We start from the raw sequence: 12,602 nt of genomic DNA, 5'->3' as shown, positions 1-12,602 counted from the left end.
TCCTAAATAATGACGATCCATATGGAATGTCTCAACTATAGTTTATATGACCACAACAAACCCGATACAGTTTCACTTATGATGAACAAAGTGTATAGTCGCTCTTAGCGTGACAATTTTTTAGATTTTTATTATCAACGATAAGTACTTTTATCATGGTCGAAAACTACAAGCTCAATCCTAACTTAACAAAGACTGCTGCCGTCGCTGAATGGCTAAAGCAGCGCATTGATTGGCAAATTTACTTGCCCAACCAGCGTGTGCCATCGGTGCGAAAACTATCCAAACTCATGGGTATATCGAGCTTCACCGTTGTGCAAGCTTATGAGCAACTGGTGGCAACCAATGTCTTGGTCGCCAAGCCAAGCTCAGGCTATTATGTGAATGAGCAGACAAGACTAGTACCGCCCAACCGTGACAAAAAAGTTGCCCCCAAGCAGCCAGTCATAGATACTCGCTGGCTGGTACAGCAAGTGTCGAGCGATATTCCGCATCACCGATCCCCAGGCGTGGGCACGCTACCTAGAGACTGGATACGTAATGACAAGATGGAGTGGGCGATACGGCAGGTCACCCAGCAAGCAGACGGCTTCATCTATGACTATAGCGCGGTGCAAGGCTATTTGCCGCTGCGTCAGCAACTGGTGCAGCAGCTGAATGTGCTAGGTATGCAGACCTATACAGACAATGTCATGACCACCGCAGGCATATCACACGCCATTACTATGATTGCCCAACTATTGACTGAGGTCGGTGATACGGTGATGGTCGATGGGCCGGGCTGGTTTTGGTTATCGAGCTGTCTACAACAGCAGGGACTCAATGTTGTCGCGGTCGAGCGCGATCACCAAGGCCCCGATATTGAGCAGATGCAACAGCTGTTTGAAACGTATCATCCAAAGCTGTATTTGACCAACAGCGTGCTACACAATCCCACCTCTTATAATCTGCATCCTGCGCGGGCGCATCAAGTGCTTAATCTTATTCATCAATACGACGCGTATATTTTTGAGGATGACTTATACGCCGCGTTTTTGCCGAGTGGTCAAGTCCTGCGTTATGCTAGTCTTGACCAGTTCGAGCGCGTGTTTTATGCGACAGGATTTTCAAAGTCGATGTCATCAGGCTGGCGCGTTGGCTTACTGGTCTGTCCCGATCATTTCATTGATGATGTGCTGCGTATCAAAACCTTGAGTAATATGAGTACGCCAGAGTTTGGTGAGCGCGTGATTCACCACTTATGGACGCATGGTGAATACCGCAGGCAAATCAAAAAAGTCCAGCAGCAGTTATATCGTGCGCATGAGCGGATGCGCATAGCATTGCCTAAGATCGGACTTGTCTATCCTGAGCATACGCAGGCAGGCCTCTTTGTGTGGGTGGATACGCATCAAGACACCAGCCAGCTGGCACTAGATGCCTATAGCGATGGCTGGCTAGTGGCACCGGGGCATTTATTTCATCCAGATGCCAGTGCCTCAACCTATCTGCGCCTGAACGTATCGACGAGCAGTGATGCATTTTTGGCTTGGCTGGGCGATTATTTGAATCATTGACAATACCAGCCTGCCTGCTATGTCTGTTCAGCCTACGATGTCTTTACTTACAGTGAATATTTACCACCAATAGGTTGGATACTGGCTATTCTTACCTAGGTTGTTATGGCAATGGCCGTACCGACCGCCATTGCCATACTCCACCATTGAATACCAAATAGTGTCATAAATACAAGCCCTGTAAAGGTTGCGATAACATGTCCACCGATGACATTTCTTGGCCATGCAAAGGGGCTGGCAGAATAGGCAAAGATAAGTAAATAGCTGGCACCGAATGATCCTAGAAACATCATCAGTGCTAAACTATTGCGTACCACTGCAAGGATGCAGTAGCAAGTGTGCCACCAAGCCACTATCATCACCAGATGTTTATGATGCAATTAAAAGGTTATTGTGAGAAATGGGATGTCAAACCAGCAGAAGACGTTGCTAGGAGCTGTTTGGGATTTTTGACCGACTGGAGCTCATCAGAGGGTTTTCACGGATGTATGTTTATCAATGCGTGCGCCGAATATTAAGCTGCTGAGTCTATGCCGCATCAAATCGCCAATCAACACAAAAGGGAGGTTAGACAATGGTTATTTGCTCAGTTTGAGCGAGTAGGCGCTCATCACCCTCAGCAGAAAGCCGATACTTTATTTGTATGGGGTGAAGGCCTTATTGTGACAGCGCAAACCGATCAAAAAACCACTGCCACTGAATAATGAGCTTTTTATAGAATTAATAAAATAGCTTGTCTTAGGTATTGGCTGGTAGTATCGGTATTAGAACAGATGCTGTCGCCATGGTAAAGGAGGCATAATTGGACATCACCAACACTGACAATCAGTTTGAAATATACACCACCGATGATGGGCAAACGCAGATTGAGATTCGCCTAGAGCAGGAGACGCTGTGGCTGTCGCAAGCGCAAATGGCAACCTTGTTTGACAAAGATTCAGATACCATAGGACTACATCTAAAAAACATTTACAAAGAAGGCGAATTAGATCAAACAGCAACTACCGAGGAATCCTCGGTAGTTCGCCAAGAAGGGTCGCGCCAAGTACGCCGTAAGATTCGTTTTTATAATCTAGATGCCATTATCTCGGTGGGTTATCGGGTCAATTCCAAAAAAGGCACGCAGTTTCGGATATGGGCGACTCAGCGTTTGCGTGAGTACTTACTACAAGGCTATGCCATCAATGAACAACGCTTTGACAAAAACGCCGCCGAGCTACAGCAAGCCCTAGCCCTCATCAAAAAAACTGCCCAAAGCCCCGAGCTACACACCGATGAAGGGCGCGGACTCATTGAGATTATCAGCCGCTACACACAGACGTTTTTGTGGTTACAGCGTTATGACGAAGGCTTGCTCAATGCGCCAGTAGGACAGGCAGGCGGTATTCTGCCCAGTACAGTTGAGGCCATGGCAGCGCTCACGCATCTAAAGGCGCAGCTGATAGCACGAGGTGAGGCGACAGTATTGTTTGCCAAACCGCGCGGCGATGGCTTGGACAGTATCTTGGCGACATTAGAGCAAACGGTGTTTGGTGAGCCAGCTTATCCGACAATTGAGAGCAAGGCGGCGCATTTACTCTATTTTATGGTCAAAAATCACGTCTTTACTGATGGTAATAAGCGTAGCGGCGCATTTTTATTTATCGACTTTTTGCATCGCAATCAGCGCCTACTTGACAGTAAAGGCGATACAGTGATTAATGATACTGGACTTGCCGCGTTAACCTTATTGGTTGCTGAGTCTGACCCCAGTCAAAAAGAAACTTTGATCAAGCTAATTATGAATATGCTGTCGTTAGAAAACTGATAACGATTATAACTATGATTGGCTTTATTTTGTGATTCGTATCATCGTATAGAAAGACAGATATTAAGGATAGTGTCTGTCTTTCTATACGGTGATTGTTTATGTGGAGCAAGAAAGTATTCTATTGAGCAGTGCTAGATAGAATATCTTTAAATTCTAATAGCTAACAACTTAATCAAATAAGAGTTTATTTATGCTGTGATAGTATCATGGGTTCCATAAATAAATTACTCGAGATGTCTTATTTAACATAATATACATTATGCGAAAACATACCGGCGGTTTCAGTATAAGAGTAAATATCAATCTGCGTCATATCGTTTCTATATTTAACTGCGTATTTTTAAATTTAAAATAGCTTGGCGCTGACATTTTTAATATCAATTCAGTTTTCTACTAACGACAAGTTTCAAGCAAATGCTTACTCAAAGTTCCACCATCTTCATTTAAGCTAACATCTGCGATTTGGCAATCTTTATCATTGCATGTCAAATCATAATAAATATTGCTACCTTGCGCCAAGCTGACTTTAACCAATCCTTTATCAGTCATCGAAAACTTCTTGTCTTGAGTATAATCAGGGTCTTGAGAATCCCACAGCACATCATAATCAACATTGCAGGACGTTTGATTTTTATCAAAGTAATCTTGTTCTAGCTGCATGGCTGCTTGTAAATCAGCATTGGCATATTGCTGTAGCACTATAGGATTACTCATACCTTGGTCATCGATATCTTGTTGGTACATTTTTGTGATGGTCGTGATTTTCATATCAGCCACAGCAGCTTGTTTCTGAAATGCTTTTGTCACATCTGCTGTGGCAGTACCGACAGTTGTCAGTGCTATGGTTGATAGTAATATCAGCGATTTGTATGTTGGCATGTCGTTCTCTACGAGCTTTTATCTTATAAGTGTTACGGTCTATTACATCATAGCCATATAACGACTCTGCTGTATTATCGTATCATTCAGGTTCACTCATCAAAATTCCGATTACATAGCGCTTTTATGCTCTTTTATCTATTGTGATGACAACTTTTAGTGGCTTATCGTGACGTTTATTTCACTAATAACTGTGGTAAGGATGCTTTTATGATAATACTACCTACCTTTTTCAAGGAGAAATCTGCGGCATTGGCCTCTAGTAGCCTTTTATTGCTTGCTTTGACCGCGACTGGCTGCCAGTCCGCTTCTGAGTCCAGCGAAGCGATTGTCGCTCAACCTACCAGCACCTCAGCAACGGCTATAAGTACTGATATCAGTCAACAAACCCTAAAGCAGCAAGCGTTGCGTATACAGCGGGCACTCGCCAATAAGGATTTTGCTAGAATTACTGATGATATTCATCCCACACGTGGCGTCCGTTTTTCGATGTATGCCTACGTGCGCCCTGAGTCAGACAAGGTTTTTAGCCGCGCGCAATATGCACAGTATTTGCAGCAGTCCAAAATCCGCTTTACTTGGGGTGAACGTGACGGCTCTGGTGAGCCATTAATCATACCGCTACCAGAGTACCTAGACACTTGGGTAAAGGCCAAAACCTTTAATGACGCTACCCTTAGCGTCAATGAGTTTCAAAAAAGTGGCAATAGCATCAATAACCTAAATAAAATATATCAAAACTCTGATGTCGTTGAGTTTTACTATAAAGGTAGTGATGAATACAGCGGTTTAGACTGGCGGGTGTTGCGCTTGGTGTTTGATGAGTATCAGGGTAAGCGTTATCTCGTCGCTGTCGTTAACGATCAGTGGACGGTTTAAATAACAGCGTAAGCATCTTTATGGTCAGATAAATTATATTAAACAAGGGCAATGCGTCATATATGAAGCACTGCCCTTTTTGTCTCTTTATCATATTGAATTATATTTAATTTTTGATATATATTTTACTTTATGCTTTTGGCTGAAGTGGACTTTGCTTAAAAAACTTCACCATAATATCGTAAATGTCAGGATAAGCATCCACTAGCTTTTGCGGCGTCTCAAAAAATACTTCGCTCAATACCGCAAAAAACTCGGCAGGATTGGTCGCACCATAACGATCTAAACCTGACTTACGATGCGTTTGAAAGTCTTCGAAATCTCGCGACATGATTTGTGTCCAACGTGCAGGATCCATGTCAGGCTGCATCGGTGGAAAGCCATTAGCGCGGCCATTCATCATATCAAGCTTATGCACAAACTCGTGAATCACCACATTGTGTCCGTCACGCTCACCTGAGTGCTTGGCATCCTTCCATGAGAGAATGACAGGACCTCGCTGCCATGCTTCCCCACTACGGTGCTGACTGCCCTCATGGACGATACCAAATTCATCTACCGTTGTACTCTCACTTTTGTACGAACCTTGATAAATAATAATAGATGACCAACCGCTATACCACTCAAGGCTGAGGTTTAAGATAGGCAAGCACGCCTGTAGTGCAATGGATTGTCTGACCGCATTAGTAATCTCAAAACCTTGTGCACCCACAATCGACTTATCATCCAAAAACAAAGTCGCCAAGTCAAACAAGCGGCTTAGCTCGTCTTCAGTCAACCTATCCAATATCATGATACACTCAGCCGCCCGCGCCCAGTCTTCATGCGTGAACTTGCTGTTGTCCAATATACGCTGCTCACGCCAGTCTTTTATGATGTCAAACATACACTTTATCCCTATTCTTCTTAGTATATAGGCCAGCCGTTCTACGTATATTATAGCGATAACCAGTAGCACGCCATGATAATTACTATATTAAAATGTATAAAAACGCCGCTCATAAATACATTACTGAGCGGCGCAGACTGTCATCCATACATTATGTTTTAAAATTGATATTGTAAGCCTAACTGTAATGACAGTTTAATCTTACCCAAAGGTCGCCGTATTGATGAGGGTGATGAGTACTTTAATACCATCCGTCATCAATGGTCAGATGCGTTGCGTCGCACGTTAGTTGAATTGCCCAAATGCCCTGATAATTATTGGGGATACCCTTCACTCTTAGACCCAATTTGAAAACTGGTCGTCACATCAATAAAATCACACCAATAAAAACGGTGCGGTGCGACTGTCTTCTGATTGGGCCACGTCTTCTGGCGTACCTTGAGCGACAATTAACCCGCCCTCATCACCTGCCCCTGGCCCCATATCAATCACCCAGTCGCTATTGCTGGCCACTTGCATATCATGCTCAACCATGATGACGGTGTTCCCCGCATCGACCAAACCGTTTAATTGCGTCATCAGCATGGATACATCAGCAGGATGTAAACCTGTGGTTGGCTCATCTAAGATATAGAGCGTATCGCCTCGTTGCGTGCGTTGTAGTTCAGTGGCAAGCTTAATACGCTGTGCTTCACCCCCTGACAACTCAGTGGCGGGCTGCCCCAAACGTAAGTAGCCAAGCCCCACTTGCAGCAACGCATCCAATGCGCGCAAGATAGGCGCTTCATCAACAAAGAACTCATGAGCCGCTTCAACGGTTAAATTTAATACTTCAGCAATGTTTTTATCTCGATACGTGATGGTAAGTGTTTCTTCATCATAGCGTTGCCCGTGACAGACCTGGCAAGGTGCATAGACACTTGGTAAAAATAGCAGCTCCACACTGACAAAACCCAAACCTTCACAATTTGGACAGCGGCCTTTTTTGGTGTTAAACGAGAAACGTCCAGCGTCATAGCCATGTGCTTTTGCTTGCTTAGTTGCGGCAAACAGCTTACGCACATCATCGAACAATCCTGTATAGGTTGCTAGGTTTGAGCGCGGTGTCCGCCCAATCGCCTTTTGATTGATATTAATAAGACGACGGACTTGCTCCATGCCAGCGACGATTTCACCACCAGTGACTGTCTCAAGCTCTTGCTCAAGCAAATCTGCCTCACCTACAGGCGCTTCAGTAACCGTCTTTTGCCCCAATACTTCACTGATAAGCTCTACCAATGCTTGGCTGATAAGACTCGACTTACCTGACCCTGAGACACCCGTGACACTAGTCATCACCCCAAGCGGAAACTCAACATCCAAGCCGATTATATTATTGCGCTCGATATTTGCGAGTTTCAGCCACGCTGTCGGTTGCCTTGTGTCAGATTTTGACTGATGATTCGCCGTGTCGTTAGCAAAGAGATATTGACCCGTATGCGACTGCGCAACCTCACGTAGCCCTTCTACAGGCCCACTATAGACAATCTCGCCGCCATGCGTGCCAGCCTGTGGCCCGACATCGACCACCCAATCAGCATGCCCAATCACACTCACGTCGTGCTCAACCACAAACACCGAGTTACCAGATGCGATCAACTCATCTAGCGCCCCAAGTAGCGCCTGCGTGTCAGCAGGGTGCAGACCTGCTGATGGCTCATCAAGGACATAAACCACGCCAAACAGTTGCGAGCGAATCTGGGTCGCTAATCGCAATCGCTGTAGCTCACCAGGCGATAGTGTTGGTGTGGTACGCTCAAGTGACAGATAACCGAGCCCAAGCCTTGTTAGTGCCTCAATACGAGAGAGAATATCACTGGCAATACGCTGGGCAACGATGGCTTTTTCGCGGTTTGGTGTATCATCAGCTATCTTGGTATGCGCTGTTTTCTCAAGTTTTTGGGCCATGTCCGTCAATGTAAGCTGTGACAGCTCACCGATATCGAGTCCTGCAAATTTAACCGACAGTGATTCTTTCTTAAGTTTTTTGCCGTGACATTCTGGACACTCGGATATCTGCATAAATTGCGACACGCGTTTCTTGGTGCGCGGGCTTTGAGTGGTGGCAAAAGAATGCAAAACAAAGTTTTTGGCACTGGTAAACGTACCCATATAGTTTGGCTTTTCCCCTTTCTCAATGGCCTCCCGTGTCTGTTCTATATCATACTCAGGATAAACAGGCACTGTTGGTGTCTCATCGGTAAACAAGATCCAGTCGCGGGTCTTCTTTGGTAAGGTGTGCCAAGGTTTATCAATATCATAGCCGAGCGTGGTCAATATACGGCTCAGGTTTTGACCTTGCCACGCTGGTGGCCATGCGGCAATGGCTCGCTCGCGAATGCTTTTGGTATTATCTGGTACCAGCAGATCCTCGGTGACCTCAAACACACGGCCGATACCTGAACACGTGGGACAGGCACCATCTGGCGTATTGGGCGAGAACGCATCGGCATACAGCATCTCTTGGCCGGCGGGATACTCTCCGGCTCGTGAATACAACATACGAAGACCATTAGATATGGTTGTTACACTACCGACGGACGAGCGTACTGACGGCGTACCCCGCTGCTGCTGTAAGGCAACTGCTGGCGGTAACCCTTCTATAGTATCGACATCGGGTTCATCAACCTGATCGATGAGCCTTCTGGCATAAGGCGATACTGAATCAAGATAGCGGCGCTGTGACTCGGCAAATAGCGTACCAAATGCCAGTGATGATTTTCCCGATCCAGATATACCCGTAAAGACCACTAAGGCATTGCGCGGTAAATCCACATCGACGTTCTTTAAATTATGAACACGCGCACCTCTGACCTGAATATTTTCTTGATTAGGGTTGTATAGAGCGTTCTTGACGATACTTGTCTTATTTTCTGTTGCTTCTAATTGTTTTGGATTGGCCATGACGCTATTTTTCCTATTGAGACACTATCTATTGCTAACGTATTTATTATTATTCATCTGAGTAGCAGGAAGGTTAACACGTACTCATGCAGGGGTGTGGCAATGCTTACGTATCAATAGCATAGATAGACAAAACGACAACTTAAGTCATTAGGCACCTTATAATAAAAAAACCCGCAATCATTGCAGGTTTTTTGAGGAAAAAAAATGCTATCAGAATATGGATAACCTAAATACTAACCCACTACCAAGCGCATCAATTGGGTACTGATATACCCGCCAAACGTACCCACCGCATAGCCCATAATACCCAAAAATACCCCAACAGGCGCAAGCGATGGATGAAAAGCCGTCGCGACAATCGGCGCAGAGGACGCACCGCCTGTATTGGCATTAGAACCTACCGCCAAAAAGAAAAACGACGCACGGATAAGTCTGGCAACCCCAAAGATAAGCACGACGTGAATACTCATCCATAAAAAGCCGATAAGCAATAGCCGCCACTGCGAGACAATACCCGCTAAATTAATCTGCATACCAATCGCGGCAATCAGCACGAAGATAAATACGGTACCCATTTTGGAGGCGCCCACATGGTCGAGTCTGCGAATCTTAGTAAAAGAAAAAATGACGCCTAACAGAGTGATAATGACCACCATCCAAAAGAATGAACTGGCAAAACTATATTGCACCGCCCATTTATATGGGGCAAAAAAGTCAGCAATTTGTCCACCAACAAAGTGCGCCACTCCTACCATGGCAAAGCACAAGCCGAACATCACCATCAAATCATTGATGGTGGCTGGGCGGGCATGATCGCGCTCATAGCTTTCGACGGCTTTGATAACTTTATCAATACTACTGGTATCCGCTCGCAAAAATCGATCGATCTTTTCGCTGTGTTTTGCCATCACCAAGATTGCGAGTAACCACAATGAGGCATTAGTGGCATCCACCAAGATCATCATGCCAAATAGATCATCACTGACCCCAAACAGCTCTTTCATTGCCGCTTGGTTAGCTGCACCGCCGATCCAACTGCCTGCCACGGCTGAAAATCCACGCCATAATGTATCATCGAGGAACATTTCAGGCGATACCCACTTAGCGATTCCTAAACTAATGGGACCGCTAATAACAATAGCGATACTGGCGGCAAAGAACATGGCAATCGCTTTCCAACCCAATCCTAGTATTTTGGGAACATCCATGGACAAGGTCATCAATAGCAAACTGGCTGGCAGCAGATACGTCGCGGTAAATCCATAAATCTGTGAACCCACCCCATCGGCGAACACCCCTAAGCTATTCAAAGTAGCAGGTATAAAGCAGCACAGCACAATACCGGGCAATACCGCATAAAACCGTCGCCAGAATTTACCCGGCAAACCTTGGGTATAGAATACTAGGCCAATGATTGCCATAATGATACCGAAAGCTAATGGCAGGCTATCAATTGCTAAAGTGGAGGTAGTAGGCATCAAGGCGCTCCGAGGCAAACAACTGGCAAAAGTGAATCAGTATAGACAAGCTAAAAAACTCGTGCAAGCAGCCATGTCAATGATCTTAATAACTGCTGAGTTCTAAACGAATCATAGTTAGTCAAGCCTGTAAAAGCTTAACTATACCATCAGCGAACAATGGGTCACACACAAAAAAGCCAGATAACAAGTATCTGGCTTTTTACTACTTTAGACGATTAATGAATTAGTAATTAGTAGTTTTAATCGTTCGTTATAGCGATATTATGAGTTTTTACCACGGTTGCCACCGTTTGGATGACCTTGACCGCGGCTGTCAGAACGACTTGCTGGGCGACCTTGGCTGCCACTTGGACGACCACGGCCTGTAGCTGCACGGTCACCGCGCTTGCCCTGATATGGTTTACCACCAAAACGGTCTTTTGGCTTACCTGATGAATCACGTGACTTGCCAGCACCTTGGCCTTGGTATCCACTATCATTGCTGGCGCGCTGGCCTGTTGCTGCGCGATCGTTTGAGCGACCACGGCCACCGCCAGTAGACTTGCCAGCATAACCACCGCTTGAGCGGCCACGGCCTTGACCACCACCGTTAGAGCGTCCGCGACCACGGCCACGCCCGCGTCCTTTGTTTTCGCTTGGTACGTAGGTTTTCTTAGGCTCCATGCCTTCGATAACGCACACTTCCATCTTGCGATCTAAGTAACGGTTGATGGCGGCCAATTGTGGACGATCGTCCATGCTGCATAGGCTGATAGCCACACCAGTACGGCCAGCACGGCCACAACGACCAATACGGTGGACGTAATCTTCAGTCTGACGTGGTAAATCATAGTTGATGACGTGCGAGATGGCTGGCACGTCAAGACCACGGGCAGCAACGTCAGTCGCTACTAAGATTTTTACCTTACCATTACGCAAATCTTGAACGATGCGGTTACGCTTGCTCTGTGGCAGGTCACCATGTAGGAAGCTTGCTTTATGACCCGCTTCTTGTAGTTGTTTTGCCAATTTTTCAGTGCTACGTTTGGTTGCAGCAAAGATAATGATTTGATCCATCTCTTGTTGGCAAACGATTTTGTCAAGCAAGCGGTTTTTGTGATCAAAATCATCACAGTAGTACACTTTTTCTTCGATGTGTGCAGATTCTACTTTGATTGATACGCGCTCAGGGTTCTTAGTGAAGCTGGCAGCGATTTTACCGACTGGGCCATCCCAAGTTGCTGAACACATGATCGTCTGACGATCGATTGGCGCGGCGCTTAAGATATCACTGATGTCATCAGCAAAACCCATGTCTAGCATACGGTCCGCTTCATCTAGTACCAACACTTCAAGGTTTGATAAATCCACACGGCCTGCTTTTATATGGTCAAGCAAACGACCAGGCGTGGCGACGATGACCTGTACACCTTTACGTAGGGCGGTGATTTGACCGTTGTAAGGCGCGCCGCCGACCAAGGGCACGCAGAACAAACCGCGCATGTCTTTTGAATACGTGCGTACGCTGTCATGCACCTGCTGAGCAAGCTCGCGCGTTGGCGTTAGGATAAGTGCTTTGGTCAGTTTATCAAAGCTGGTGGCACGGCTTAAGCGATCGAGTACTGGGATTACGAATGCTGCTGTTTTACCACTACCTGTTTGCGCTGACAATAAAAGGTCACGGCCGGCTAGTGCAAACGGAATGGCTTGTTCTTGGATAGGGGTTGGATTGGTATAACCGATGCGATCAAGCGCGGTCAAAATCGGCTTGGCAATATTAAGATCGCTAAAGGTTGTTTTGTCTTCTGAGGCCGCATCTGTTGCTGCTTGAGCAGTAGCGTCATTGTTAGAGGTGTCAGTGTTTGCAGTAGTGTCGTTGCTTTCGATGATACCGTTTTCAGCGGCAATTGCAGATAAGATGTCAGTCATAGGAATCCTTGGTAAGTATAAGCTGCTGTAAATTCAGCAAACTTGATGCATACCACTGATAACCGTTCATTACGCTGCTTTTATTAAAGGTTACCGAGCAACATAAAAGTGTCGATAATCAGAAACCAAGCCATTAGAGCTTAGCGTCTTTATAATAAATGCGTTCGTGCTGTCTGACGTATTTTGGTGGTAGTGCCGAGTGTCTTATCCATGCTTGATATACGCGCATTATCAATGCTTTGTCCAAAGCAGAT

10 protein-coding genes are annotated in these 12,602 nt (G+C 45.8%); 4 read left to right on the top strand and 6 right to left on the bottom strand.

Annotation, left to right across the window (positions count from 1 at the left end):
- Positions 1–155: 155 nt before the first annotated feature.
- Entirely contained in the window at positions 156–1,556 is a 1,401-nt protein-coding gene (locus GYK50_RS06660; protein ID WP_071001564.1) for an aminotransferase-like domain-containing protein, read from the top strand.
- Positions 1,557–1,651: 95 nt separating this feature from the next.
- Here the strand turns inward: GYK50_RS06660 and GYK50_RS06655 are convergent, their stop codons facing one another.
- Positions 1,652–1,849 (bottom strand): HPP family protein, encoded by a 198-nt coding sequence (locus GYK50_RS06655; protein ID WP_227517172.1) that lies wholly within the window; start codon positions 1,847–1,849, stop codon positions 1,652–1,654.
- A gap of 237 nt (positions 1,850–2,086) precedes the next feature.
- Between GYK50_RS06655 and GYK50_RS06650 the strand changes: the two genes are divergently transcribed.
- Positions 2,087–2,260 carry a hypothetical protein gene (locus GYK50_RS06650; RefSeq protein ID WP_156770951.1) on the top strand — a complete coding sequence of 58 codons (174 nt, stop codon included), beginning with the start codon at positions 2,087–2,089 and terminating at the stop codon, positions 2,258–2,260.
- 98 nt (positions 2,261–2,358) lie between these two features.
- Positions 2,359–3,363 (top strand): virulence RhuM family protein/type II toxin-antitoxin system death-on-curing family toxin, encoded by a 1,005-nt coding sequence (locus GYK50_RS06645; RefSeq protein ID WP_071001565.1) that lies wholly within the window; start codon positions 2,359–2,361, stop codon positions 3,361–3,363.
- Positions 3,364–3,759: 396 nt separating this feature from the next.
- Here the strand turns inward: GYK50_RS06645 and GYK50_RS06640 are convergent, their stop codons facing one another.
- Positions 3,760–4,245 carry a hypothetical protein gene (locus GYK50_RS06640; protein ID WP_071001566.1) on the bottom strand — a complete coding sequence of 162 codons (486 nt, stop codon included), beginning with the start codon at positions 4,243–4,245 and terminating at the stop codon, positions 3,760–3,762.
- Positions 4,246–4,455: 210 nt separating this feature from the next.
- Here GYK50_RS06640 and GYK50_RS06635 point away from each other — a divergent pair, with 210 nt between their 5' ends.
- The gene (locus GYK50_RS06635) at positions 4,456–5,124 is read left to right on the top strand and encodes a hypothetical protein (protein WP_071001567.1); all 669 of its coding nucleotides are present in this window, start codon (positions 4,456–4,458) and stop codon (positions 5,122–5,124) included.
- Positions 5,125–5,254: 130 nt separating this feature from the next.
- On the opposite strand, the gene GYK50_RS06630 is transcribed toward GYK50_RS06635, so the two are convergent.
- The 4 genes from GYK50_RS06630 to csdA all read right to left on the bottom strand — a co-directional run bounded on the left by GYK50_RS06630 (position 5,255) and on the right by csdA (position 12,348).
- The gene (locus GYK50_RS06630) at positions 5,255–6,010 is read right to left on the bottom strand and encodes a M90 family metallopeptidase (RefSeq protein WP_071001568.1); all 756 of its coding nucleotides are present in this window, start codon (positions 6,008–6,010) and stop codon (positions 5,255–5,257) included.
- A gap of 378 nt (positions 6,011–6,388) precedes the next feature.
- Positions 6,389–8,956, bottom strand: a complete 2,568-nt coding sequence (gene uvrA / locus GYK50_RS06625; RefSeq protein ID WP_071001569.1) for an excinuclease ABC subunit UvrA — start codon at positions 8,954–8,956, stop codon at positions 6,389–6,391.
- Between the two features lie 236 nt (positions 8,957–9,192).
- Entirely contained in the window at positions 9,193–10,437 is a 1,245-nt protein-coding gene (locus tag GYK50_RS06620; protein ID WP_212563545.1) for a DUF819 family protein, read from the bottom strand.
- A gap of 264 nt (positions 10,438–10,701) precedes the next feature.
- Positions 10,702–12,348: a DEAD/DEAH box helicase CsdA gene (gene csdA, locus GYK50_RS06615; RefSeq protein ID WP_212563544.1), complete on the bottom strand. Its 1,647-nt coding sequence runs from the start codon at positions 12,346–12,348 to the stop codon at positions 10,702–10,704.
- Between the last annotated feature and the right edge of the window lie 254 nt (positions 12,349–12,602).

The organism is Psychrobacter pacificensis (genome assembly GCF_018336615.1).
Lineage (GTDB): Bacteria > Pseudomonadota > Gammaproteobacteria > Pseudomonadales > Moraxellaceae > Psychrobacter > Psychrobacter pacificensis.
This window is presented reverse-complemented; position numbering and strand designations above follow the sequence as displayed.

What these genes read in the sequence shown, in the direction of transcription:
- GYK50_RS06660 (WP_071001564.1), top strand. Translation starts at nt 156, where the DNA reads ATGGTCGAAAACTACAAGCTCAATCCTAACTTAACAAAGACTGCTGCC.
- GYK50_RS06655 (WP_227517172.1), bottom strand. Translation starts at nt 1,849, where the DNA reads ATGATGTTTCTAGGATCATTCGGTGCCAGCTATTTACTTATCTTTGCC.
- GYK50_RS06650 (WP_156770951.1), top strand. Translation starts at nt 2,087, where the DNA reads ATGCCGCATCAAATCGCCAATCAACACAAAAGGGAGGTTAGACAATGG.
- GYK50_RS06640 (WP_071001566.1), bottom strand. Translation starts at nt 4,245, where the DNA reads ATGCCAACATACAAATCGCTGATATTACTATCAACCATAGCACTGACA.
- GYK50_RS06635 (WP_071001567.1), top strand. Translation starts at nt 4,456, where the DNA reads ATGATAATACTACCTACCTTTTTCAAGGAGAAATCTGCGGCATTGGCC.
- GYK50_RS06630 (WP_071001568.1), bottom strand. Translation starts at nt 6,010, where the DNA reads ATGTTTGACATCATAAAAGACTGGCGTGAGCAGCGTATATTGGACAAC.
- uvrA (WP_071001569.1), bottom strand. Translation starts at nt 8,956, where the DNA reads ATGGCCAATCCAAAACAATTAGAAGCAACAGAAAATAAGACAAGTATC.
- GYK50_RS06620 (WP_212563545.1), bottom strand. Translation starts at nt 10,437, where the DNA reads ATGCCTACTACCTCCACTTTAGCAATTGATAGCCTGCCATTAGCTTTC.
- csdA (WP_212563544.1), bottom strand. Translation starts at nt 12,348, where the DNA reads ATGACTGACATCTTATCTGCAATTGCCGCTGAAAACGGTATCATCGAA.